Genomic DNA, 24,560 nt, shown 5'->3' on the forward strand with positions numbered 1-24,560 from the left:
GGGAACGGGAACGGGAACGGGTTCGGTAACGGTAACGGGAACGGCCGCGGGGACGGCCGTGGAGGCGACGGCTTCGGAAACGGGAACGGAAACGGATTCGGAAACGGGAACGGGAACGGGAACGGGTTCGGCAACGGGAACGGAAACGGCCGTGGTGACGGCGGCTTCGGGAACGGGAACGGCGGCTTCGGTAACGGGAACGGGAACGGCGGCTTCGGGAACGGGAACGGGAACGGGAACGGGAACGGCGGCTTCGGGAACGGGAATGGGAACGGGAACGGCCATGGGAACGACTTCGGCCCGCGCAACATCGTCGCAACACCCGGTGTCATCGCCGCCGGGGGCCGTCTCACCGTCACCGTGAACGGCTGCCGGGGCGGCACCATGACCTCCCGGGCCTTCGGCACCGCCCCGCTGACGTCGTTCCGCGACGACACCGCGCGCGGTGTCGCCACCGTCGACCGCGACGCCCGTCCCGGCCGGTACGACATCACCGTCCGCTGCGACGGCCGCACCCTGACCCGCCCGGCGGCCTTCACCGTGATCGGCGGTGTGCAGGGCGGTATCGGCGGCAGCCGGACCAGCGGCGCGACACCCACCGACATGGCCATCGGCGGCAGCCTGGTGGCCACGGCACTGATCGGCGGCGGTGCCTTCTGGCTGCGCCGCCGACACGAGAAGCGCGTCTGAGCCCCCCGGTCCGCCGAGCCACGGGTCCGTCCCGGCGGCCGGCCGCGGCGCACATCGTCAGGCCCTCGCCCCGGTCCCTCGCGGGAGCGGGGGCGAAGGCCTGACGCGCTATCCGGTGATGTTCGGGAAGAGGTTGAGGAACGGTTCCGCGGTGACCGCGATGCCCCGGCTGTAGGGAGCGTCGAGGTCCCAGATGAGGAACAGCATGAACGCGATGGTGGCCGAGAACAGTCCGGCCAGGACCAGCTCGCGCCCGGTCCGGCGGATCTGGAGCGCGAACACCATGCCGATCGTGATCAGGCCGCCGGTGATCAGCCCCCACCACACGACCGAGGGCATGGTGGCCCCGGTGGAGTCGGCACGCGCGTTGCGCGCCTGGTCGGCCGCGGCGAGCTGGTCCAGCAGCGGCTGGTAGGTCTGGGCCTCGAAGTCGTTTCCCGGCCGGTAGTCGGTGACGTCCGCGCGGATCTTGTGCAGCAGGGCGGTGCCGCGGTCCGTCACCTGTTCGTCGTCGGCCATCGCCGTCCACTCGGTGTGCACGACGTAGCCGACGTAGGCGTCGATGTCACGGCGGATGCCGTCACGGACGTCCGGCGGGTAGACCCGGACCCGCTCCGAGATCTCGTGCAGTGCCTGGGCCTCGGACTGCACGTAGTCCTGGGCGGCGCTGCGGGCCTCCCACACGCCCGCGATGGCCAGGCCCAGGACGATGGCGTAGATGACGCCGATCCACATCGTCATGTACTCGATGACGTCGGGGGTCTCGCTGGGGTCCTCGTCCTCGGCCGCGGTCCGGTGCCGTACCAGCGTGATGACGACCACCACGGCGCAGGCCCCCAGCATCGCGAGGACGAGAACAAGCCAATCCGACAACTGGTGCCTCCACAGGGTGAGCGGGGCCGGCGCGTCAGCGCGGGCGCAGTGCCGCCACGGCGACGATCGCGGGGACGGTGATGAGCAGGACGTACGTGACGGGCGTGGTGTGGCCGTGCGCGTGGTGGCTGACGTGGTGCGGGTGGTACGCCGGGTAGCGCACGGGCGTCACCGGGGGCCGTGGCGTGGGCGTGGGCACCGGCTCGGGTGCGGGTTTTGGCCTGGGTGGCGGTGGCGGGGCGGGTGTCGGTGCGGGCGGGGGAGCTTGAGCGGGGCGGGCGGGCGGTCGTGGCCTGGGCGGTGCCGGCGTCGGCGTGGGGGCGGGCGTCGGGCGCGGACGGGGCGTCGGCTTCGGCGGGGGTGGGGGCGTCGGCGTCGGCTCGGGCGGTGGAGGCGGAGGCGGAGGCGGAGGCGGAGGTGGCGGCGGAGGTGGCGGCGGAGGCGGTGGGGGCGTCGGCGGGGGAGTGGGCGGGCACGGTGGCGGAGGCTCGGTACAGGGCGGGTCCGGCCAGTGGTGGCCGCCGGCGTGGGCGACCGCCACCGCGCCGTCCGGTCCGGTCGAGGCGGACGCGCAGGCGTCGGCCGACGCGCTGCCGACCGGGCAGCCCACCAGGGTCCAGGTCAGCGTCAAGAGAGCCAACACCCTTGTGGTGGGTGCGCATCGGGTCGCTTGGAGTCCATGCACGACGAAGATCATGGGGTGTGTGAAGCCGTCGTGCGCCGTTGTGCGCCCACAATGCTCCGAAGGGGGGACATGGTGTGATCACTGGTTTGACGGCGGGAAGAGTTCCGCCGGTGTGATGCGCACATCCGTACGACCTTCGTGGGCCGGTCGCGTCGCGGGGCCCGGAAAGAATTTCCGGCTGCCGTTGAACGCTGCGGCCCCCGGGCCGCGTACCCATGGCCGTGCGGCGGCGCGGCAGGCGCTGCGATATCAAGGCGATATTGGGGAGTTACGGATGAAGACCTCCTGGCGGACCGCCTCACTGGTGGCCACGGCAGCCTCGGTGCTGGCGCTGACGACGGCGTGCGGTCAGGACAACAGCGCCGCTCCGGCGGCGCAGGCCCAGAACGTCGGGGCCACGGCCGCGGCCGGTGACTATGGCAGCCCGGGCGCCGGGACCGCGACCGCCGCGGGCAACGGGTACGGCGCCGACGGCAGCCAGAGTTCCAGCTCCCCGACCGCGGCGACGCCCGCGGGCAAGCTGACCGTGGCCAGCAACCCCGACCTGGGCAGCGTGCTGACCGACGGCTCCGGTCTCACCCTCTACCGGTTCGACAAGGACACCGCCAACCCGCCCAGCTCGAACTGCGCAGGGGACTGCGCCACCACCTGGCCGCCGGTCCCCGCCGCCGACGCCAGTGCCGGCGCCGGCATCGACAAGGCGCTGCTCGGCGAGGTCACCCGCGCCGACGGCACCAAGCAGCTCACCGTCGGCGGCTGGCCCGCCTACCGCTATGCCAAGGACGTCAACTCCGGTGACGTCAACGGCCAGGGCGTGGGCGGCAAGTGGTTCGCGCTGGCCCCCACGGGCAAGAAGGCCAAGGTGTCGAACCTGCCGGGCCTGTCCGTCCGCAAGGACCCCAAGCTCGGTGACGTCGTCGTGGACAAGAACGGCATGACGGTCTACCGCTTCCTGAAGGACCAGGCCTGGCCGAAGTCCGTCTCCAACTGCACGGGCGCCTGCCTGGAGAAGTGGCCGGCCGTCGGTCCGGTGAACGCCGACGACACGCAGGGTGTGAAGAAGAAGGGCCTGATGCCCTTCACCCGCCCCGACGGCGTCCGTCAGATGTCGGTCAACTGCTGGCCGATCTACACCTTTTCCGGGGACAAGGCCCCGGGCGACACCAACGGTCAGGGCGTCGGCGGCACCTGGTACGCCGTCTCGCCCGACGGCAAGCCGGTCGGCGCGCCGGGCAAGTAGATCACCTCCCCAGGGTCGATCGTCCCGCCCGGCCCGGCGCTACGACCGAAGGTCCGCCCCCTCCGCACCGCACGGAGGGGGCGGACCGTTGTGCGTCGCGGCACCGGTGACGGCACCGGCAACGGTCGTGGCAACGGCCGTGCCGACGGCTGCCGTACGGCCGTCACACAGCGGAGCCGTTCGGGCACTTGCCGCAGGCCGTGACCGGGAACGGATGGTCAATTTCCGTTTCAGGTCGCTCCTTTGGCGGGCGATCAGTAGCCTCAGCTCGAACACCGGATCGCCTACACCTGTCCACGCCTTGGAGACATACATGGAGCGTCCCGCCTGGGCCCCACGGAGCATCGACATCTCGGTGCCGAGCGTCTCACGGATCTACGACTACTACCTGGGCGGTTCGCACAACTTCGAGGTCGACCGGGAAGCGGCCCGCGCGGCCATGGAGTTCCTGCCGGGTCTGCCGAAGATCATGCAGGCCAACCGGGCGTTCATGCGCCGGGCCGTGCGGTTCGCTGCCGGGGAGGGCATCACCCAGTTCCTCGACATCGGCTCCGGTATCCCGACGTTCGGCAGCGTCCACGAGGTGGCCGGGGCCGCCGCACCGGGCGCCCGCGTGGTCTACGTCGACCACGACCCGGTCGCCGTCGCCCACAGCGAGGCGGTCCTGGCGGGCCACGACGACGCCGGCGTGGTCGCCGCCGACCTGCGCAAGCCGCAGGAGATCCTCTCGGCTCCCCGGCTGGAGCGGCTGATCGACCTGAATCGGCCAGTGGCCCTCCTCCTCGTTGCCATACTGCACTTCGTGGAAGACGCGGACGACCCGTACGGTGCGGTGGCCGAGTTGCGCGACGCACTCGCGCCCGGCAGCCTGCTGATCCTCACGCACGCCTCGTACGAGGGAATCCCCGTGCCCGCCGGCCGGGCCGAGGGTGCCGTGGACGTGTACAAGGACATCCGCAACCCGCTGATCATGCGCTCGCGCGAGGAGATCGCGCGGTTCTTCGAGGGGTACGACATGGTGGAACCCGGACTGGTGCCGATGCCGCAGTGGCGCCCGGACTCGGCTCCCGAGCACGAGGATCCGTACGCCTTCTCCGGATTCGCCGGCGTGGGGCGTACGGCGTGACCGCGGAACCGGACGGGCCGGAGGACAGACTGCGCCGGCTGACGACGATCTGGAGCCGGGCGGTCTTCCCCGTCACCTCCACCTCGCTGACCCGCCCCGAGTTCGAGGAGCTACTCCTGCCGCTGGCCCGCCGGTTGAGCGGACTGCTGCGGGCCCGCGGCTTCGACGCGGACGCGGCGAAGGCCGTCGGCGCGGCCCTGGTCGGGGCGCACTGCACCGACCCCGAGACGCTCACCCGCACCCTGGACTGCCTCGACGCCTACCTGGTCCTGTACTGCGGCGAGGACGGCCCCCAGGACGAACTGCGCGTCCGTTCCTCGCGGTTGCAGCACGCGATGGCCGCCGGCTACGCCCAGGCGCTGCGGGAACGAACCCTCGCCGAGCAGGAGGCCATCGCCCAGGCCGCGTTGCAGGCCCAGGGTGTGGTGGCACAGGCGCTGCACGCCAGTGAGGCCCGCTTCCGCGCGGTCTTCGAGGGCGCCGCCATAGGGATCGGCATCGCCGCTCTCGACGGCACCGTCCTCCAGGTCAACGAGGCGCTGCTGCGCATGTTCGGGGCCTCCCCGCAGTCCCTGCGCGGCCGGCGCGTCCAGGACTGGGTGCACCCCGAGGACGCCCCGCAGACCTGGCGGCTCTACGACGAACTCGTGCGCGGCGAGCGCGAGCACTACCACATGGAGAAGGCGTTCAACCGCCCTGACGGCACGGTGTTGTGGACCAACCTGACGGTCTCCCTGCTGCGCGACGCCGACGGCAACCCGCAATACCAGCTCGCCCTGATGGAGGACACCACCGAGCGCCGGCTGCTCAACCTCCGGCTGCGCTACGAGGCCACCCACGACGCCCTCACCGGCCTGCCCAACCGCACCCTGTTCTTCGAGCGGCTGGAGAAGGCCCTGAACGCGGGCGAGGACCAGCGCTTCGGGCTGTGCTACCTCGACCTGGACGGCTTCAAGACCATCAACGACAGCCTCGGCCACGCGGCCGGCGACCGGCTGCTGGTGGAGGTCGCCGACCGGTTGCAGTCCTGCGCCACCGCGCCCGGCGAGATGGTCGCCCGGCTCGGAGGCGACGAGTTCGTGGCCCTGACCACGGGGCCCGGCACCGAACACGAGGTCGACGAACTCGCCGAGCGCATCATGAACGCGCTGGTCACCCCGGTCAGCATCGACGGCCGCGACCTGCTGGTCCGCGGCAGCCTCGGCATCGTCGAGGGCCCGGCGGGCGAACGCACCGCGGCGGAGGTCCTGCGCAGCGCCGACATCACCATGTACCGGGCCAAGTCGGCGGGCGGCAACCGCTCGGAACTCGCCGACCCCGAGGCCGACGCCCGCGCCATCACCCGGCACGGTCTGACCACGGCCCTGCCGACCGCCCTGGAACGCGGCGAGTTCTTCATCGAGTACCAGCCCCTGGTCCACCTCGGTGACGGCAGCGTGCGCGGCGCCGAGGCGCTGGTGCGCTGGCTGCATCCGCAGCACGGCGTCCTCGGCCCCGACCGGTTCATCCCGCTCGCCGAGCACACGGGTCTGATCGTGCCGCTGGGCCGCTGGGTGCTGGAGGAGTCGATCCGCCAGGCCCGCGCCTGGCGTGAGCGCCACGCCGGACAGGCCGTCGGCCCGCTGCGCATCAACGTCAACCTCTCGCCCTGCCAGCTCACCCATCCCGGGCTGGTCCAGGACACGGTCGACATCCTTGAACGCGCGGGCGTCACCCCGGACGCGCTGTGCCTGGAGGTCACCGAGTCCGCCCTGATCGGCGCCGACGACGACCTGCTCAAACCGCTGCGCCGGCTCGCCGAGATGGGTGTCGACATCGCCCTGGACGACTTCGGCACCGGCTACTCCAACCTGGCCAACCTGCGCCGCCTGCCGGTGAGTGTCCTCAAGCTGGACCGCTCCTTCACCCAGGGCATGCAGCAGTTCCCCGCCGACCCCGTCGACCTGAAGATCGTCGAGGGCATCGTCTCCCTCGCCCACAGCCTCGACCTCGCGGTCACGGTCGAGGGTGTGGAGACCGGCGCGCAGGCCGAGCAGCTGCGGATCCTGGGCTGCGACACGGCCCAGGGCTGGTACTACGCCCGCCCGGGCCCGCCCGAGCGCCTGCACGAACTAGCCCTGGTGGACGCGACGGGCTGACCGCCCCGGACTGCGCGGGGGCGCCGGGCCGGCGCCCCCGGCGACCGACCGGCCTGGCCCGCCGCGCACGGCTGACGCGCCGCCGGGCTGACGCGCCGCTCACGCCCGGCGCGCGTCCCACCGGGCTGACCGCCCCGGGGTGTGCGGCGGCGCCGGTCGGCGCGCCCACGGCGACGGCGGCCGACCGGCCCGGCACGCCGCTCACGGGGCTGACACGCCGCTCACGGCTGGCGTCGGCGAGTCCTCGGTCCTTGGTCCTGGCCGCCCCGCCCGGCCGGGCGGACGCATCTCCCACCGGTCTGGCGCGCCGGTGACCGGGCCGACCGTCCAGGGGTGTGGGGGAGCGGGGCGGCACGCCACGGCGGCCGTCCGGCCCGGCATGCCGCTGACCGGCCCGACCCGGCCGGGCCGGCGCGCGGCCGGGTTGACGAGCCGCTCATCTCTGGCGCACCCGGCCGGTCTGGCGCGCCCGTGACCGGGCCGACCGTCCAGAGGTGTGCGGGGGCGCCGGGCGGCGCGCCACGGCGACTGGACGGCCCGGCACGCCGCCTCACCCGGCCCCGCACGCCGCTGACCGGGCTGACAGCCGCTCACGCCTGGCGGGCCCGGCCGGGCGGACGCGCCGCTCATCGGGCGGACCAACTCTCACCGGACCAACTCTCACCGGGCCGGCGCGCCTCCACCGGGCCGGCGCGCCTCCCGCCCGGCGGACCCTCCCGGCCGGGCCGGCGTGCCCGGCTCCCGCGCGCCCCGCCCGGGTCAGCGTTCGAGCAGCATGCGCTGGAGTTCCCGCGCGGCCCTGGGTGGGGCCACGTCGCTGCGGTGGGCCAGGGCGATGGTCCGGTGCAGCCCCGGCCGGGCCAGCGGGGTCACCCGCAGGCCCCGCCCCGCCCGGGTGGCGACCATCCGCGGCACCACGGCGATCCCCAGCCCCGCGCGCACGAAGCCCAGGACCGCGTCCATCTCGCCCCCCTCCACGGCGAAGTCCGGCTCGAACCCGGCGGAGCGGCACGCGGCGACGGTCAGCTCCCGCAGGTCGTACCCGTGCCGGAACATGACCAGCCGCTCTCCCGCCAGCTCGGCGACCTCCAGGACCCGCCCGCCCCGGCCGGGCACCGGTGCCTCCGGGGAGGACACCACCACCAGGTCCTCCCGCAGCAGTTCCACGGTGGTCAGCGCGGGCGCGGGCGTCGGCAGCGGCAGGACCACGAGCGCCAGGTCGAGCGCGCCCCGCGCCAGCTCCCGCACCAGGTCGTGCGAGCCGCCCTCCTCGATCAGCAGGCGGATGCCCGGATACCGGTCGTGGAACGCGCGCAGCACGTCCGGCAGCAGGCCCGTGCACAGACTCGGTGTCGCCCCGAGCCGCACCCGCCCGCGCCGCAGCTGCGCCAGCTCCTGCACCTCCTGCCGGGCGGTATCCGCGTCGGCCAGGATGCGCCGGGCCAACGGCAGCAGCGCCGCGCCGGCGTCGGTGAGCGTGATGTTGCCCCGGGCGCGCAGGAACAGATCCGCGCCCAGCTCCCGCTCCAGCGCCTTGATCTGCTGGGACAGCGAGGGCTGGGCCACGTGGACCAGCTCGGCGGCCCGGGTGAAGTGCCGGGTCTCGGCGACGGCCACGAAGTACTGGAGCTGCTGGAACTGCATCCCACCAGCATAGCCACTACCTATCGAAACGAGCCGGACCATGTCTTGGACCGATCGGCTGCTCCGGGCCTAGCGTGCTGTTCCATGGCTCTGGCAACGCGGACGGACCGACGACCGTCCATGGCACGCACGCTGTGGGACTCCACCATCGGCAAGAAGACGGTGATGGCCGTCAGCGGCGTGATCATGCTGCTGTACCTGGTCGCCCACGTCATCGGCAACCTGAAGATCTTCTTCGGCCCGGCGGAGTTCAACCACTACGCCCACTGGCTGCGCACGGCCGGCGAACCCTTCATGCACTACGAGTGGACGCTCTGGCTCGTGCGGATCGTCCTCCTCGCCGCCGTGGCCGCCCACGCCACGTCCGCCTACCAGCTCAGCCGCCGCGACCTGCGGGCCCGGCCCAGCGGGTACGTGCACAAGAAGCCCAGGGCGAGCTACGCCACCCGCACCATGCGCTGGGGCGGCGTCATCCTCGGCCTGTTCATCGTCTGGCACGTGCTGGACCTGACCACCGGCACCGTGCACTCCGGCGGCTTCCAGCCGGGCCACCCGTACCAGAACGTCGTGGACACCTTCTCCACCTGGTACGGCAACGTCGTCTACATCGTCGCGATGCTCGCGCTCGGCCTGCACGTCCGGCACGGCTTCTGGAGCGCCGCCCAGACCCTCGGCGCCGGCAGCCGCACCCGCGACCGCGCCCTGAGGGCCGTCGCCGACGTCCTCGCGCTGCTGCTCACGGCCGGCTTCATCGCCGTACCCGTGGGCGTCATGACCGGAGTGGTGAGCTGACATGACCGTTTCCCCCGAGTACACCGACTACCGGACCGGCGCGCCGGTCACCGACACCAAGGCCCCCTCCGGGCCCATCCACGAACGCTGGGACAAGCGCCGCTTCGAGGCGAAGCTGGTCAATCCCGCCAACCGGCGCAAGCACACGGTCATCGTGGTGGGCACCGGTCTCGCGGGCGGCTCCGCGGGTGCCACCCTCGCCGAACAGGGCTACCACGTCGTCCAGTTCTGCTACCAGGACTCCCCGCGCCGCGCCCACTCCATCGCCGCGCAGGGCGGCATCAACGCGGCGAAGAACTACCGCAACGACGGCGACTCGATCCACCGGCTGTTCTACGACACCGTCAAGGGCGGCGACTTCCGCGCCCGGGAGTCCAACGTCCACCGGCTGGCGCAGATCTCCGTCGAGATCATCGACCAGTGCGTGGCGCAGGGCGTGCCCTTCGCCCGCGAGTACGGCGGTCTGCTCGACACCCGCTCCTTCGGCGGCGTCCAGGTCTCCCGCACGTTCTACGCCCGCGGCCAGACGGGCCAGCAGCTTCTGCTGGGCGCCTACCAGGCGCTGTCCAGGCAGATCGCCGCGGGGAACGTGGAGATGCACCCGCGCACCGAGATGCTCGACCTGATCGTCGTCGACGGCCGGGCCCGCGGGATCGTGGCGCGCGACCTCGTCACCGGCAGGATCGACACGTACTTCGCCGACGCCGTCGTCCTCGCAAGCGGCGGCTACGGCAACGTCTTCTACCTGTCCACCAACGCCATGAACTCCAACGCGACCGCCGTCTGGCGGGCGCACCGGCGCGGCGCGTACTTCGCCAACCCCTGCTTCACCCAGATCCACCCCACCTGCATCCCGCGCACCGGCGACCACCAGTCCAAGCTGACCCTGATGAGCGAGTCGCTGCGCAACGACGGGCGCATCTGGGTGCCCCGGGCCAAGGGCGACGACCGCCCGCCGCACCGGATCCCCGAGGACGAGCGCGACTACTACCTGGAGCGGATCTACCCCTCCTTCGGCAACCTCGTGCCCCGGGACATCGCCTCCCGCGCCGCGAAGAACGTCTGCGACGAGGGCAGGGGAGTGGGTCCCGGCGGCCAGGGCGTCTACCTGGACTTCGCCGACGCCGTCCGGCGGATGGGCCGGCAGGCCGTGGAGGCCAGGTACGGCAACCTCTTCGATATGTACCGGCGGATCACCGACGAGGACCCGTACGAGGTGCCGATGCGGATCTACCCGGCCGTGCACTACACGATGGGCGGACTGTGGGTCGACTACGACCTCCAGACCACCGTCCCCGGCCTGTTCGCCGTCGGCGAGGCCAACTTCTCCGACCACGGCGCCAACCGGCTCGGCGCCTCCGCGCTGATGCAGGGCCTGGCCGACGGCTACTTCGTGCTCCCGGCCACCGTCAACGACTACCTCGCCCGCACCCCGCACCAGGAACCGGTCACCGCCGCACACCCCGTCGTCCAGGAGGTGCTCGCCGAGACCGAGGACCGGCTGAACCTGCTGCTGGCCGTGGACGGCGACCGCACCCCGGACTCCTTCCACCGCGAACTCGGCGAACTGCTGTGGGAGTTCTGCGGCATGGCCCGTACGGACAGCGGACTGCGCAAGGCCCTGGAACGCATCCCGCAGATCCGCGAGGAGTTCTGGCGGCGCATCAAGGTGCCTGGCACCGGCGCGGAGTTCAACCAGTCGCTGGAGAAGGCCAACCGCGTCGTCGACTACCTCGAACTCGCCGAGCTGATGTGTCTCGACGCGCTGCACCGCACCGAGTCCTGCGGCGGCCACTTCCGCGAGGAGTCCCAGACCCCGGACGGCGAGGCGGCCCGCGACGACGACCTGTTCTCCTACGCCGCCGCCTGGGAGTTCACCGGCACCGGCCAGGCACCCGTCCTGCACCGCGAAGACCTGGTCTTCGAGTACGTCCACCCCACCCAGCGGAGCTACGCATGAAGCTCACCCTGCGCGTCTGGCGCCAGAAGAACGCCGACGCCGAAGGCGCCATGTCCACCTACGAGGTGGACGGCATCTCGCCCGACATGTCCTTCCTGGAGATGCTGGACGTCCTCAACGAACGGCTCATCCTCTCCGGCGAGGAGCCGGTCGCTTTCGACCACGACTGCCGCGAGGGCATCTGCGGCGCGTGCTCGCTCGTGATCAACGGCGACGCGCACGGGCCCGAACGCACCACCACCTGCCAGCTGCACATGCGGTCCTTCCGGGACGGCGACACGATCGACGTCGAGCCCTGGCGGGCGTCCGCCTTCCCGGTGATCAAGGACCTGGTCGTGGACCGGTCGGCTTTCGACCGGATCATCCAGGCCGGCGGATACGTCACCGTGCCCACCGGCTCCGCGCCGGACGCGCACGCCACCCCCGTGCCGAAGGCCGACGCCGACCTCGCGTTCGAACACGCGGAGTGCATCGGCTGCGGCGCCTGCGTGGCCGCGTGTCCCAACGGGGCGGCGATGCTGTTCACGTCGGCGAAGGTCAACCACCTCAACGTCCTGCCGCAGGGCGCGCCCGAGCGGGAGACGCGGGTGCTGGACATGGTGGCGCAGATGGACGCCGAGGGCTTCGGCGGGTGCACGCTGGCCGGGGAGTGCGCGACCGCGTGCCCCAAGGGCATCCCGCTCGTCTCCATCACCCGCATGAACAAGGAGTGGCTGCGGGCCACCCGGAAGGTCAGGCGGTAGCGCCGTCCGGGGCGAGGGGAGGACCGCGGCCCGGCGGACACGGGCCGTCCACGGCTCCCCGCCCCGGGACGCTCAGATGAACGTTCGCCCACATACGGGCGGGCGGGCGGGGCCGGGTAGGTGCTCACCCGGCCCCGTCTGGTTCACCCGGCGGCACACCCGGCCCGCCGGACGCGTCCGCGAGGGCGGCTGACCCCGCCGTTCAGCATCCCCACATCCACTCTCCCGGCACCCGTCACACGCACGCCAACCGGCATCGGGAGAACAGGGAAAGGCGGGCCGTACGCACCAGGGTCCGCCGCCGCTGTCGCCGACCCGGCCCGTGACCAGGAGAGTGCCATGACCGGCGTGTCCACCCTCGACCGTCCCCCGCAGCCCGCGGCACCCGCCCGCTACACCGTCACCCTCGCCCGCGACGAGGCCGGCGTGCGCGCCGCGCAGCGCCTGCGGCACGACGTCTTCGCCGGCGAGATGGGGGCCCTGCTGGCCGGCTCGGAGCCCGGCCACGACGTCGACGCCTTCGACGCGTACTGCGACCACCTGCTCGTCCACGACACCGCGACCGGGCAGGTGGTCGGCACCTACCGGCTGCTGCCGCCGGAACGGGCCGCGGTCGCCGGCCGCCTCTACTCCGAGGGCGAGTTCGACCTCGGCTCGCTCGACGCGATCCGGCCCGGCCTGGTCGAGGTCGGCCGCTCCTGCGTCCACCCCGACCACCGCGACGGCGCGGTCATCGGCCTGATCTGGGCCGGCATAGCCCGCTACATGACCGACCGGGGACACGAGTGGCTCGCGGGCTGCTGCTCCGTGCCGCTCGCCGACGGCGGCGCCCTCGCCTCCGCCACCTGGAACCGGGTCCGCGCCCGGCACCTCGCCCCCGACGAGTTCCGGGTCCGGCCCCTGCTGCCGTGGGTCCCCGACGCCGGCCTCCCGGCCGCCCGCGCCGAACTGCCCGCCCTGCTGCGCGGCTACCTCCGCCTCGGCGCCTGGGTCTGCGGCGAACCCGCGCACGACCCCGACTTCGGCGTCGCGGACCTGTACGTCCTGCTGTCGATGCGCCGGATCGACCCACGCTACCTGCGGCACTTCCTCTCCCTCGTGCCGGCCTGATGGGCGGCTGGCAGCCCGGCGCGCCCTGCACCCCGGGCGCCTGCGTGGAACGGGCCGGGACCGTCGTGGCCGTACCCAGGGCCCTGCTGCGGCTCGCCGCGCTCACGGCCCTGGTACTGGCCGGGGTCGTGCTGTCCCCGCTCGGCCGGGGCTGCCCCGGCCTGCGGGGCGGGATCCCCGCCGACTGGACCAGACGGTGGTGCCGGGCGATCGTGCGGGCCGCCGGAGTGCGCGTCGGCATCACCGGCGCCGCCCCGCCGGCCGGCGGGCTGCTGCTGGTCGCCAACCACGTCTCCTGGCTGGACATCCCGCTGCTCACCGCCGTACGCCCCGCCCGGATGCTCGCCAAGAGCGAGATCCGGCGGTGGCCCGTGGCGGGGGCGCTGGCCGGGCGCGGGGGGGCCCTGTTCATCGAACGGGACCGGCTGCGCGCCCTGCCGGAGACCGTGGACCGGATCTCCGGCGCCCTGCGGACGGGCGCGGCCGTCACCGCCTTCCCCGAGGGCAGCACCTGGTGCGGGCGCGCCCACGGCCGCTTCCACCGCGCCGTCTTCCAGGCCGCGCTGGACGCGGGGGTGCCCGTCCAGCCCGTCCGCCTGCGCTACCGGCAGCGGGACGGCGGATCCGGCACCGCGGCGGCCTTCGTCGGCGAGGACACCTTCCTCGCCTCGCTGTGGCGGGTCGCCCGCACCCGAGGCCTGGTCGCCGAGGTGGAGGTCCGGCCGGTGATCCCGCCGGGCGCCCACCCCGACCGGCGGGCCCTCGCCCACGCCGCCCAGCCGGCCGTCCCCGGACCCGCCTGGACCCACGCGACCCTGGTCGCCGGTGTCCTGCACGGGCCGTACGCCGGTGCCGGCCCGGTCACCGCTCCGGTGCCCCGGGTCCCGGCGGACCGGCCGCGGCTCAGGGCATGACCCGCGCCAGGTACGGCGCCGTCGCACTGCCCCGGTCCCGGGCCACCTGCTCCGGCGGGCCGGCCGCCACGATGCGGCCGCCCCGGTCGCCGCCGCCCGGACCGAGGTCGATCACCCAGTCGGCGCCCGCGACCACCGTCATGTCGTGTTCGACGACCACCACCGTGTGCCCGGCGTCGACCAGGCCGTGCAGCCGGTCCGTGAGCACCTCCACATCGGCCGGGTGCAGTCCGGTCGTCGGCTCGTCCAGCAGATACAGGGTGTGGCCGCGGCGCCCCCGCTGGAGTTCGCTCGCCAGCTTGATCCGCTGCGCCTCCCCGCCGGACAGCTCGGTCGCGGGCTGGCCCAGCCGCAGATAGCCGAGGCCCACGTCGAGGAGCGTGCCGAGGCTGCGCGCGGCGGCCGGGATGTCCGCGAAGAACTCCGCCGCCGACTCCACCGTCAGGTCGAGCACCTCGGCGATGGTCCGTCCCCGGTACGTCACCCGCAGGGTCTCGGGGTTGTAGCGGGCGCCGCCGCAGTCGGGGCACGGTGCGTACGTGCTCGGCAGGAACAGCAGCTCGACGCTGACGAACCCCTCGCCCTGACAGGTCTCGCAGCGTCCGCCCGGCACATTGAAGGAGAACCGCCCGACCCCGTAACCGCGCTCGCGCGCCTGGTCCGTGCCGGCGAACACCTTGCGTACGACGTCGAACAGGCCCGTGTAGGTGGCGAGGTTGGAGCGCGGGGTGCGCCCGATGGGCTTCTGGTCGACCCGCACCAGCCGCTCGACACCCGCCGGCCGCTCCGCCAGCTCGCCGACGAGCGTGGACTTCCCTGAGCCGGAGACACCCGTGACCGCGGTGAACGCGCCGAGCGGGAACTCGGCCGTCACACCGCGCAGGTTGTGCCGGGTCACCGGGCCCACGGTCAGCCAGCCGCGCGGCCGGCGCACCTCGCGCACGGGTCCGGGGGACTCGTCGAAGAGGTACGCCGCGGTGGCCGACTCCTCGACGGAGGCCAGCTCGGCCACCGGTCCGCTGTACAGCACCCGCCCGCCGTGCTCGCCCGCGCCCGGACCCACGTCCACCAGCCAGTCGGCGCCGCGCACCACCTCCAGGTGATGCTCCACCACGAACACCGAGTTACCCGCGGCCTTCAGCCGCTCCAGCACGGTGATCAGCGCCTCGGTGTCCGCCGGGTGCAGTCCGGCGGACGGCTCGTCCAGCACGTACACCACACCGAACAGTCCGGAGCGCAACTGCGTGGCCAGCCGCAGCCGTTGCAGCTCGCCGGCCGAGAGAGTGGGGGTGGCCCGGTCCAGGCTGAGATAGCCGAGGCCCAGTTCGGTCACCGGCTCGATCCGGGACCTGAGGTCCGCGGTGAGGACCCGGGCGGTCTCCGTGTCTCCTTCGGGAAGCCGGGCGAGGTCGGTCAGCGGCAGCGCGGCCAGTTCGGCGATGTTCCGGCCGGCGAAGGTCACCGCGAGCGCCTCGGGCCGCAGCCGGCTGCCTCCGCAGTCGGGGCAGGGCGCACTGATGAGGAACCGCTCCGCCTTGGCCCGCAGGGTGGGTGAGCGGGTGTCGGAGAACGTCTTCAGCACATACCGGCGGGCGCTCATGTACGTGCCCTGGTAGGGCCGTTGGATGCGGTCGGCGTCCCGGACGGGGTGGACGGTGACGACCGGCTGTTCGTCCGTGAACAGGATCCACTCGCGCTCTGCGGCGGGCAGCTCGCGCCAGGGCCGGTCCACGTCGTACCCGAGCGTGTCGAGGATGTCCCGCAGGTTCTTGCCCTGCCAGGCGCCCGGCCAGGCCGCGACGGCGCCCTCGCGGACGGACAGCGACGGATCGGGGACCAGCAGCTCCTCCGTCGTCTCGTGCACCCGCCCGAGACCGTGGCACCCGGGGCAGGCGCCGGCCGCGGTGTTCGGCGAGAACGCGTCCGAGTCGAGCCGTTCGGCACCGGGCGGATACGTCCCGGCGCGGGAGAACAGCATGCGCAGCGAGTTGGACAGGTTGGTGACCGTGCCCACCGAGGAGCGCGAGGTGGGGGCCGAGCGGCGCTGTTGCAGGGAGACCGCGGGCGGCAGCCCGCTGATCTCGCCGACCGCCGGCGCCCCGACCTGATGGATCAGCCTGCGCGCGTAGGGTGCGACCGACTCGAAGTACCGCCGCTGGGCCTCGGCGTAGATGGTGCCGAACGCCAGGGACGACTTCCCCGAGCCGGAGACGCCGGTGAACACGGCCAGCACGTCCCGGGGGATGTCCACGTCGACGCCCTTGAGGTTGTGCTCGCGGGCGCCGCGGACGCGGACGTAAGGGTCATGAGGGCTGTGCATCGGGAGGAAACTCTAACCGCCCCCGCGGGTCAGGCCTGCGGCGGGTTGCCCCGGTCGCGTGGGGTGCCGAACTCGTCCTTCAGCTTGTCCTGCCCGGTGTCGACCTGCGACCGGTACTTGTTCCCGGTCCGCTGGTCGATCTGGTCGCCGCCCTTGTCGATGCCCTTGCCGGCCATGTCCTCATGGCCCTTGAGCATGCCCTTGATCTTGTCCATGAAGGACATTGACAAGCCTCCTCGTCGTTCGGGATGTGCCCTCCCAGGGTCACCGGCCCCGGCCGGGTTCGCATCTCGGGCGCCTCACCGCCGCGCGGCGAGGAGCGAGGCGAGCCGCCGGTGGGAGTCCAGCAGGGCCGTACGGTCGTAGGTGCTGGTGGTGACCAGCACCTCCTGCGCGTCCGTCTCCTTCAGGACCGCCTCCAGCTCGTGGGCGACCTGCTCCGCGGTGCCGGCGATGTGCCCGGCGAGGGCGGACTCGTAGACGTCGCGTTCCCTCGCGGACATCGGGCGGCCCTCGACGGACCCGGCGGGGGCGAGCGGCGGGAAGGTGCCGTGCGTGCGGGAGTACGCCATCGACCAGGCCTCGGGGACCAGCAGCCGGCGCGCCTCCGCCTCGGTGCCGGCGACCGCGACCGTGCCGGAGATCACCACGTACGGCTCGGCCGCCCAGGGGGAGGGGCGGAACAGGGAGCGGTACCGGTCGATGCCGCGGAGCATCCTGTCGCGGTCGCGCAGATCCCCGATCACCATCGGCAGGCCCGCGCGGGCCGCGATCCGGGCACCCTCGCCCATCGCCAGCACGAACGGCGGCACCGACAGTCCCTCCGCCGGGCGGGCGTGCACCCCGGTGGGCGAACCGCCCGTGAACCAGTCCAGCAGTTCGCCGAGCTGCGCCCCGAAGTCCTCGGCGTCCCCCTTGTCCCGGCCCAGGGCCCGGCGCACCCCGTCCGTGAACCCCACGGAACGGCCCAGCCCCATGTCGATCCGCCCGGGGAACAGCGACTCCAGTACCCCGAACTGTTCGGCGACGACCAGCGGCCGGTGATTGGGCAGCATGACGCCGCCGGTGCCGACCCGGATGGTGCGGGTCGCCGCGGCGACCGCGGCGGCGAGCACGGTCGGCGCGGAACCGGCGACGCCCGGCACGCCGTGGTGCTCGGACACCCAGAACCGGTGGAACCCGAGGGCCTCCGCCTCCCGGGCCAGCGCGACGGTGTCCCGCAGCGCCTCGGCGGGCGCGTGCCCCTCGCGGGTGCGGGAACGGTCGAGGACGGAGAACCGGGTCCGGGCGATCAGTGAGCTGCTCACACCGGGTTCAACGCCGGGGTGGGCCCAGGATTCCCGGGGACGGCGGGACGGCGGGGCAGTCGGATCGGCGGAGCAGTCGGTCGGCGGGACGGCCGAACGGCGGAACCGTGGGGTCGGCGGGGGCAGTCGGTCGGTGGGGCGGCGTGAGGGGCGCGCTCAGCGGTCTCCGCGCGCGGATTCACGGCGAGCGGCGGTGGACGGTGCGCGGTGCGCCGGGGCCGCCGCGTCCCCGGGGTTGCCGAGGCTGCCGGGGCCGCCGGGGTCGCCGCGTCCCCCCGGGGTTGCCGGGGCGCCGGGGGCTGCCGGGGACGGTCGGCTGGCTAGGGTGGCCGGTGTGACCGACAGCAGCCGTCGCCCGCTCGCCGTGTTCGACCTCGACAACACGCTCGCCGACACCGCTCACCGCCAGCACTTCCTGGCCGCCCGCCCGCGCGACTGGGACGCGTTCTTCGCCGCCGCGCCCGAGGACCCGCCGCTCGCCGAGGGTGTGGCGCTGGCCGTGGAGAGCGCCCGCGCGTGCGAGGTCGTCTACCTCACGGGCCGTCCCGAGCGGTGCCGCCGGGACACCCTGGAGTGGCTCGCGGCCCACGGACTGCCCGAGGGGCACGTGCACATGCGGAGCGACACCGACCGCAGGCCCGCCCGGTTCACCAAACTGCGCATCCTGCGCCGGCTGGCCCGGGACCGTGAGGTGCGCTTCCTGGTGGACGACGACGAGCTGGTCTGCGACGACGCCGAGCGCGCCGGGTTCACCGTCGTGCGGGCCCGCTGGGCCGCGAAGTCGGCCGCACTGGAGGAGGCGCAGGAGCGGGACGGCCGCACCTGACACCGGGACGGCCGCACCCGACGCCGGCCGGGCCGGGACCGCCGGGAGGGCCGCGGCGCGCGTCGGCGAGCCTCAGGAGCCGCCCTCGTCCTCGATCCGGAAGCCGACCTTCATGCCCACCTGGTAGTGCTCGATGCGGCCGTTCTCGATCTGGCCGCGGACCTGGGTCACCTCGAACCAGTCCAGGTTGCGCAGCGTCTGGTCGGCGCGGGCGATGCCGTTGCGGATGGCCTGGTCGACGCCCTCGTGCGAGGTGCCGACGATCTCGGTGACCCGGTAGGTGTGGTTCGACATGCGGGTGCTCCTCTCGTCTCACGCGTACTCCACCGTGCCGTATCCGCGCCCCGCCCGCACGCGCGTCGCGGGCGTACCGCCCGGTAGCCCTTGACCTCCGTATTGGTCCATACCAAAATCCAGCACACCCGTACGAGCATCCGCGCTCGTCCCCCCACGTCGGGCCCCCACCCCTGTCCGCAGTACCGTGCCAGACAGAACAGGACCCCCCGTGAGACGTCGTCTGATCGCCCTTCTCTGTGTCACCGGCTCCCTCGTCAGCGGCTGCGGGATGCTCCCCGGCGGCCACGACCGGAAGACCGTCACGGTGTGGCTGATGAAGGACAGCGCGTCCAAGGAGTTCCTGCACCGGTTCACCGAGGACTTCGAACGCACCCACGGCGACCTGCGGTTGGACATCCGCATCCAGGAGTGGACCGGCATCGTGGAGAAGGTCCGCGCCGCGCTGAAACCCGGTGTCGACGACGGACCGGACGTCATCGAGGTGGGCAACACCCAGGTGCCGCTGTACGCGGACGACGGCCGACTCGTGGACCTCACGCTGGAGTCGATGCGGGACTGGGGCAAGGAGAAGTGGCTGCCCGGTCTCGCCCAGCCCGGCAGGGACGGCAACAAGCAGTACGGCATCCCCTGGTACGCGGCCAACCGGGTCGTCATCTACCGCAAGGACGCGTTCGAGCGGGCCGGCATCACCCGCCCGCCGAGGACCCGCGACGAGTGGCTCGCCGACACCGAAACGCTCGACTCGGGCGGTACACAGGGCATCTACCTCGCCGGGCAGGACTGGTACACCCTCTCCGGCTTCATCTGGGACGAGGGCGGTGAACTCGCCCGGGAGAAGGACTACGAGTGGCAGGGCACCCTGGACACGCCCGCCGCGCTGCGCGGCATGGACTTCTACCGGCGCCTCCAGGCACTGGGCGCGGGCCCCGTGGACGCCGACGAGGAACACCCGCCCCAGGCAGGGGTGTTCGCCGGAGGCAAGGTCGCGCAGATCATCGCCGTACCCGGCCTCGCCCAGTCCATCGTGCGGCAGAACCCGGACCTGAAGGGCAAGCTCGGCTACTTCCCGGTGCCCGGGAGGACCGCCGGCCGGCCCGGCACCGTCTTCACCGGCGGCTCCGACCTCGTCGTCCCGCAGAACACCGATGACCAGTTCGCCGCCACCACCGTCGTCGGGGCGCTCACCGGCGCCAAGTGGGACACCGAACTCGCCCGCACCATGAACTACGTGCCCAACAAGACCTCGCTGGCCGGCGCGGTCGCCGACGAGGACGGGGTCGCCGCCATGGCCGCGGGCGCGGCGCACGGCCGGGCGACCCCGAACACCCCTCAGTGGGCCGACGTCGAGGCCGACAACCCGATCAAGGAGTACATGACCCGGGTGCTGAACGGGGCCGACCCGGCGACACAGGCCCGCAAGGCCTCCCGCGCGATCACCGGGAAACTCGCCCCGGACCTCGGCTGACTCACCGCGCCACGCTCAGCGACAGCGCGAACCGGCCCGGCTCGTCCGTCCACCAGTGGGTCAGCTCCAGCCCAGCGGCGGCCAGTTCGGCCGCCACCCCCTCCTTCTCGAACTTCGCCGACACCTCCGTGCGCAGTTCCTCACCCGCCGCGAAGTCCACGACGAGGCCCAGCGCGGGGACCTTCACCGTCTGCGCGGTACGGGAGCGCAGCCGCATCTCGATCCACTGCCGCTCGGGGTCCCACAGGGCCACGTGGTCGAAGGCGTCCGGATCGAAGTCGGCGCCCAGCTCCCGGTCGATGACGGCCAGCACGTTCTTGTTGAACGCGGCCGTCACCCCGGCCGCGTCGTCGTACGCCCGGACCAGCACCCGCTCGTCCTTGACCAGGTCGGTGCCGAGCAGCAGCCCGTCACCCGGGGCGAGCAGGGCCCGCACGGAGGCCAGGAAGGCGGCGCGTTCGGCCGGCAACAGGTTGCCGACCGTGCCGCCCAGGAAGGCCACCAGGCGGGGCCCGGGCGTGGCCGGCAGCGCGAGCGGGGCGGTGAAGTCGGCGATCAGCGCGTGCACGTCGAGGTCCGGGCGCTCCTCGACGAGGGCCTGCCCCGCCTGGCTGAGGGCGCTCTCGCTGACGTCCACCGGGACGTACGCCGACAGGGGCAGCGCCTCGATCAGATAGCGGGTCTTCTCCGAGGAGCCAGAACCCAGCTCGATCAGCGTACGGGCACCGCTCGCGGCGGCGATCTCAGCCGACCGGGCCGCGAGGATCTCCCGCTCGGCACGGGTGGGGTAGTACTCGGGCAGTTCGGTGATCTGCTCGAACAGCTCGCTGCCACGGGCGTCGTAGAACCATTTGGGCGGCAGCCGCTTGGGGGTGGAGGTGAGACCGTGCAGCACGTCGGCGCGCAGCGCGGCGCCCGTCGTGTCCTCGGGGAGGGTGCGGGTGATGTGCAGGGGACTCAACGGCAGGGCTCCTTCGGTGATACGGACGCCGGATCCTCCAGCGGGGCGAGCAGCACGCCGGCACGGCTCGCGGTGAGTACGGTCCGGTCGGGAACCTCCTGCCAGAGCGGGTCGTCGTCGTACGGTTCGGACGCGACGACCGTGCTCAGGCCGGGCTCCGTGCGGTACCAGAGCGAGTCGCCCCAGGTGGTGGCGGCGATCGTGGCGCCGTCCGTGAGCAGGAGGTTCAAGCGGGAGGCGGGGGCCGCCTCGGCGAGGGCGCGGACGGTCTCGCCGAGGGCCCGGGCGGGTTCGTCGCCGGTCCGCAGCCGGTGCAGCACCAGCGCCCACACGAACGCCGAGTCGGTACGGGCCTGGAGGGACAGCAGGTCGACCGGGGGCAGCGCGGACACCAGCGGCGCCGCCGCGTCCGGCCAGCCGGCGATGGCGCCGTTGTGGCTGAACAGCCACCGCCCGGCCGCGAACGGCGCCGCCGCGGCTTCTGCGTCCGCGCCGGCGAGGGTCGCGTCCCGGACGGCCGCGAGCACGGCGCCGGAGCGCACCACCCGCGCCAGATCGGCGAAGGACAGGTCCGCCCAGATGGGCCCGGCCCGCCGGTAGCGCGCCGGCACGGGGTCCCCGGGGGCGTACCAGCCCACTCCGAACCCGTCGGCGTTCACCGTGCCGTACCGCTGCCGTCGCGGTGCCCAGGACTGGCGCAGCAGGCTGTGCGCGGGCTCGGCCAGTACCCGGCCCAGCGGCTCCTCGGTTCCCAGGTAGGCGAGATGGCGGCACATCAGACGGTTTCCGAGCGCGCGGTGCGGAATCCGGAGAAGATCTGCCGCCGGACGGGGTGGTCCCAGTTGCGGAAGGTGCCCCGGCAGGCCACCGGGTCCACGGCGAACGAACCGCCGCGCAGCACCTTCTGGCCGGAGCCGAAGAACACCTTGGAGTACTCCTCGTAGGGGAAGGCCCGGAAGCCCGGGTACGGCAGGAAGTCGCTCGCCGTCCACTCCCACACGTCCCCGATCAACTGCCGTACCCCGAGCGGTGACTCACCGGCCGGGTAGCTGCCTGTGGGGGCGGGGCCGAGGTGGCGCTGGCCGAGGTTGGCGTGTTCGGGCGCGGGGTCGGCGTCGCCCCACGGGTAGCGCATCGAGCGGCCCGTGGCCGGGTCGAAGCGGGCGGCCTTCTCCCACTCCGTCTCGGTGGGCAGCCGTCGCCCGGCCCAGCGGGCGTAGGCGTCGGCCTCGTACCAGCACACGTGCAGCACCGGCTCGTCCGGCGGGACCACCTCCGTGACCCCGAACCGGCGCCGCAGCCACTGGCCGCCGTCCCGCCGCCAGAACAGCGGGGCGGTGATGCCGTGCGCCCTGATGTGCGCCCAGCCCTCCGGCGACCACCAGCGTTCGGTGTCGTAGCCGCCGTCCTCGACGAACGCCCGGTACGCCGCGTTGGTCACCGGTGTCGTGTCGATCCAGAACGGCGCCACCTGACGCGGATGCGCCGGGCGTTCGTTGTCGAGCGCCCAGGGTTCGGTGGAGGTGCCCATGGTGAACGGGCCGCCGGGCACCAGGACTTCGGCCGGACCGGTGAACGGCGGGGCCGGCTCCGGGTCCGGGGCGGTCAGGGCCCGCGGTCCCCGCCGGAGCTGATGGGTGATCAGCATCGTCTCGTCGTGCTGCTGTTCGTGCTGGGCGACCATCCCGAAGGCGAAACCGGCCTCGGTCAGCCGGGAGCCGTCGAAGTCCGCCCCCGCCAGCAGGTCCAGCGCCCGGCCGCGTACATCGGCCGCGTACCGGCGGGCCTCGGCGGGCGGCAGCAGCGGCAGCGAGGGGCGTTCCGCGCGCGGATGCTCGAAGGCGTCGTACAGGGTGTCGATGTCGGGCCGCATCGCCTCCCGGCCGCCGACCGCCCGCAGCAGCCACAGCTCCTCCTGGTTGCCGATGTGCGCCAGATCCCACACCAGGGGCGACATCAGCGGGGAGTGCTGGGCGGTGAGGTCCGGCTCGTCGACGCACGTCGTCAGCAGGGTCGTGCGGTCACGGGCGGTGGTGAGGGAGGCCAGCGCCCGCTGCCGCAGGGCCTCGCTGTCCGTCTCGGTGGTCATGTCGGTCTCCGGGGCGGTCATGCGCGGATGTCCTTCCTCCCGTGCGCGGTGGGCGTGCCTCCGGCCGGTCCGGGCCCGGACCGGGGCGGCCCGGCGGGCAGCCGGTCCAGCAGGTCGTCGGCCGGGCAGCGGCCACGGGCGACATGGCGGTCCCGGTACGCGGCCACGGCCTCGGTGACCCGGGTGGTCGCCCCGAGCCGGGGCAGCGCCTCCAGGGCCGCCTCGAAACAGACGGCGGCGGCGTCGCGCAGTTCCGGGTCGGCGAGCCCCCGCCGGGCGGCGTCGACCCACAGCGGGTTGTGCGGGGCCGGCCGGTTCAGGGTCCGCTCGGTGAACGGCTTCACGGTCCGGTAGGCGGTCTCGGCGGCCTGCGGATCGTCGAACAGCGCCGCCGTCACCGCGAGCGGCACCATCCAGCCGTGCTCGCCGGGCTGCGCGTCGATCATCCGCAGTTCCAGGTGGCCACGCGGCCGGACCGGCGGGAACAGCGTCGTCAGGTGGTAGTCGAGGTCCGCCCGGGTGGGCGGCCGGGGCGAGCGGGTCCACTCCCGGAAGGTCAGCCCCTCGGGCACCTCCCACGGACCGCCGTCCCGGCGGACGCACATCACCGGGGAGTCCAGCACGTGCCGGGCCCAGGCGGCCCGGGGCTCGGCGTCCAGCGGGGGAGCGCCGGCCCGGCCGGGACCGATCTCCGTCCACCACAGCTGCCGGGTGGACATCCAGCCCGTGGGCCGCTGCCCGGCCAGCGGGGAGTTGGCGAACGCGGCGACCAGCACCGGGCCCAGCTGGTGCGCCAGCCACCAGCGCCGGATGTATCCCAGCGGGCCGGGCTCCTCGTGGCCGGCGTCCACGCAGACCTGGACGGAGGCCGAGGTGCACATCATGTGCCGGCCGGCCGGACCGCTGCGGTCCAGGCACGCCTCCATCGCGTCGTAGCGCGGCTCCCGCAGGAACCTGCGGGGTGGGTGCCACGGGTCGTGGCCGATGCCGGCGAGAGCGAGACCGTCCTCGGCCAGCACGGCCCGGACGGCGTCCAGGTCGGCGGCGACGGTGTCGATGCACTCCATCAGGGAGGCGGCGGGCGGCGAACTGAGTTCCAGCTGGCCGCCGGGTTCGACGGTGAGCGCCGAGCCCAGGGGTACGGCCCGCAGGGCGGCGTAGGCAGCTTCGAGCCGTTCGGATGTGACGGGGAGCTGTGGTCGCCCCCGCTCGTGGACGAGCCACTCCAGCTCGACCCCGAGCGTGCGGGGCGGTCCGGTCTTGAAGCAGATGCCCTTGACCAGGGCCTCCACCTCGGCTTCGGTGACGGCGGTACGGTGCTCCGTACAGTCACCACCGTCGTTCTTCGATTCGGACATGTCGGGATCCTCCTGAGATTCC

Annotated in this window: 23 protein-coding genes; 11 read left to right on the top strand and 12 right to left on the bottom strand. The window is 73.3% G+C overall.

What is annotated here, in order from left to right; translation table 11 throughout:
- A partial coding sequence (locus tag AB0F03_RS19400; protein WP_361993161.1) for a hypothetical protein occupies positions 1-285 on the bottom strand: 285 nt, incomplete at its 3' end.
- A 99-nt stretch (positions 286-384) separates the two neighbouring features.
- On the opposite strand from AB0F03_RS19400, the gene AB0F03_RS19405 reads away from it, so the two are divergent.
- A complete protein-coding gene (locus tag AB0F03_RS19405) occupies positions 385-690 on the top strand; it encodes a hypothetical protein (protein ID WP_361993164.1) in 306 nt (101 codons plus the stop codon).
- A 108-nt stretch (positions 691-798) separates the two neighbouring features.
- Here AB0F03_RS19405 and AB0F03_RS19410 read toward each other — a convergent pair whose 3' ends face one another.
- Complete coding sequence (locus tag AB0F03_RS19410; protein ID WP_361993167.1) at positions 799-1,563, bottom strand: hypothetical protein; 765 nt, start codon at positions 1,561-1,563, stop codon at positions 799-801.
- A gap of 34 nt (positions 1,564-1,597) precedes the next feature.
- Positions 1,598-1,726, bottom strand: coding sequence for a hypothetical protein (locus AB0F03_RS19415; RefSeq protein WP_356822288.1), 129 nt, complete (start codon positions 1,724-1,726; stop codon positions 1,598-1,600).
- A 796-nt stretch (positions 1,727-2,522) separates the two neighbouring features.
- On the opposite strand from AB0F03_RS19415, the gene AB0F03_RS19420 reads away from it, so the two are divergent.
- From AB0F03_RS19420 to AB0F03_RS19430, 3 genes are all read left to right on the top strand, one after another.
- Positions 2,523-3,488: an SCO0930 family lipoprotein gene (locus tag AB0F03_RS19420; protein WP_361993171.1), complete on the top strand. Its 966-nt coding sequence runs from the start codon at positions 2,523-2,525 to the stop codon at positions 3,486-3,488.
- Between the two features lie 313 nt (positions 3,489-3,801).
- Complete coding sequence (locus AB0F03_RS19425) at positions 3,802-4,614, top strand: SAM-dependent methyltransferase (RefSeq protein ID WP_361993174.1); 813 nt, start codon at positions 3,802-3,804, stop codon at positions 4,612-4,614.
- Positions 4,611-6,752, top strand: coding sequence for an EAL domain-containing protein (locus AB0F03_RS19430; RefSeq protein WP_361993181.1), 2,142 nt, complete (start codon positions 4,611-4,613; stop codon positions 6,750-6,752). The genes AB0F03_RS19425 and AB0F03_RS19430 overlap by 4 nt, the downstream gene beginning before the upstream one ends.
- Before the next feature lie 759 nt (positions 6,753-7,511).
- Here AB0F03_RS19430 and AB0F03_RS19435 read toward each other — a convergent pair.
- Positions 7,512-8,396 carry a LysR substrate-binding domain-containing protein gene (locus tag AB0F03_RS19435; RefSeq protein ID WP_361993184.1) on the bottom strand — a complete coding sequence of 295 codons (885 nt, stop codon included), beginning with the start codon at positions 8,394-8,396 and terminating at the stop codon, positions 7,512-7,514.
- A gap of 120 nt (positions 8,397-8,516) precedes the next feature.
- Here AB0F03_RS19435 and AB0F03_RS19440 point away from each other — a divergent pair, with 120 nt between their 5' ends.
- From AB0F03_RS19440 to AB0F03_RS19460, 5 genes are all read left to right on the top strand, one after another.
- Positions 8,517-9,188, top strand: coding sequence for a succinate dehydrogenase (locus AB0F03_RS19440; protein ID WP_361993187.1), 672 nt, complete (start codon positions 8,517-8,519; stop codon positions 9,186-9,188).
- Position 9,189: 1 nt separating this feature from the next.
- A complete protein-coding gene (locus tag AB0F03_RS19445) occupies positions 9,190-11,148 on the top strand; it encodes a fumarate reductase/succinate dehydrogenase flavoprotein subunit (RefSeq protein WP_361993190.1) in 1,959 nt (652 codons plus the stop codon).
- A complete protein-coding gene (locus tag AB0F03_RS19450) occupies positions 11,145-11,891 on the top strand; it encodes a succinate dehydrogenase/fumarate reductase iron-sulfur subunit (protein ID WP_361993193.1) in 747 nt (248 codons plus the stop codon). The genes AB0F03_RS19445 and AB0F03_RS19450 overlap by 4 nt, the downstream gene beginning before the upstream one ends.
- Positions 11,892-12,230: 339 nt before the next feature.
- Entirely contained in the window at positions 12,231-13,001 is a 771-nt protein-coding gene (locus AB0F03_RS19455; protein WP_361993196.1) for a GNAT family N-acyltransferase, read from the top strand.
- Positions 13,001-13,915, top strand: coding sequence for a lysophospholipid acyltransferase family protein (locus AB0F03_RS19460; RefSeq protein WP_361993199.1), 915 nt, complete (start codon positions 13,001-13,003; stop codon positions 13,913-13,915). The genes AB0F03_RS19455 and AB0F03_RS19460 overlap by 1 nt, the downstream gene beginning before the upstream one ends.
- On the opposite strand, the gene AB0F03_RS19465 is transcribed toward AB0F03_RS19460, so the two are convergent.
- From AB0F03_RS19465 to AB0F03_RS19475, 3 genes are all read right to left on the bottom strand, one after another.
- Positions 13,905-16,235, bottom strand: a complete 2,331-nt coding sequence (locus AB0F03_RS19465) for an excinuclease ABC subunit UvrA (protein WP_361993201.1) — start codon at positions 16,233-16,235, stop codon at positions 13,905-13,907. The genes AB0F03_RS19460 and AB0F03_RS19465 overlap by 11 nt on opposite strands.
- A 29-nt stretch (positions 16,236-16,264) precedes the next feature.
- Entirely contained in the window at positions 16,265-16,459 is a 195-nt protein-coding gene (locus tag AB0F03_RS19470; protein ID WP_361993204.1) for an antitoxin, read from the bottom strand.
- A 75-nt stretch (positions 16,460-16,534) separates the two neighbouring features.
- Positions 16,535-17,542, bottom strand: coding sequence for an LLM class flavin-dependent oxidoreductase (locus tag AB0F03_RS19475; RefSeq protein ID WP_361993206.1), 1,008 nt, complete (start codon positions 17,540-17,542; stop codon positions 16,535-16,537).
- A 334-nt stretch (positions 17,543-17,876) separates the two neighbouring features.
- Here AB0F03_RS19475 and AB0F03_RS19480 point away from each other — a divergent pair, with 334 nt between their 5' ends.
- On the top strand, positions 17,877-18,368 hold the full coding sequence (locus AB0F03_RS19480) for a hypothetical protein (RefSeq protein WP_361993208.1): 492 nt from the start codon (positions 17,877-17,879) through the stop codon (positions 18,366-18,368).
- 72 nt (positions 18,369-18,440) lie between these two features.
- Here AB0F03_RS19480 and AB0F03_RS19485 read toward each other — a convergent pair whose 3' ends face one another.
- Entirely contained in the window at positions 18,441-18,662 is a 222-nt protein-coding gene (locus tag AB0F03_RS19485) for a dodecin (protein WP_121785665.1), read from the bottom strand.
- A gap of 211 nt (positions 18,663-18,873) precedes the next feature.
- Between AB0F03_RS19485 and AB0F03_RS19490 the strand changes: the two genes are divergently transcribed.
- Complete coding sequence (locus AB0F03_RS19490; protein WP_361993211.1) at positions 18,874-20,130, top strand: extracellular solute-binding protein; 1,257 nt, start codon at positions 18,874-18,876, stop codon at positions 20,128-20,130.
- 1 nt (position 20,131) lies between these two features.
- Here AB0F03_RS19490 and egtD read toward each other — a convergent pair whose 3' ends face one another.
- From egtD to egtA, 4 genes are read right to left on the bottom strand one after another with little or no spacing between them, the layout of a single operon-like run.
- Positions 20,132-21,091, bottom strand: a complete 960-nt coding sequence (gene egtD / locus AB0F03_RS19495) for an L-histidine N(alpha)-methyltransferase (RefSeq protein ID WP_361993214.1) — start codon at positions 21,089-21,091, stop codon at positions 20,132-20,134.
- Entirely contained in the window at positions 21,088-21,867 is a 780-nt protein-coding gene (gene egtC / locus AB0F03_RS19500; protein ID WP_361993217.1) for an ergothioneine biosynthesis protein EgtC, read from the bottom strand. Before egtC ends, egtD begins: the two co-directional genes overlap by 4 nt.
- Positions 21,867-23,201, bottom strand: a complete 1,335-nt coding sequence (gene egtB, locus AB0F03_RS19505; protein WP_361993220.1) for an ergothioneine biosynthesis protein EgtB — start codon at positions 23,199-23,201, stop codon at positions 21,867-21,869. The genes egtC and egtB overlap by 1 nt, the downstream gene beginning before the upstream one ends.
- Complete coding sequence (gene egtA / locus AB0F03_RS19510; RefSeq protein WP_361993223.1) at positions 23,198-24,538, bottom strand: ergothioneine biosynthesis glutamate--cysteine ligase EgtA; 1,341 nt, start codon at positions 24,536-24,538, stop codon at positions 23,198-23,200. Before egtA ends, egtB begins: the two co-directional genes overlap by 4 nt.
- Positions 24,539-24,560 lie beyond the last annotated feature (22 nt).

The sequence above is a fragment of the Streptomyces sp. NPDC028722 genome, assembly GCF_040637655.1.
Taxonomy (GTDB): Bacteria; Actinomycetota; Actinomycetes; order Streptomycetales; family Streptomycetaceae; genus Streptomyces.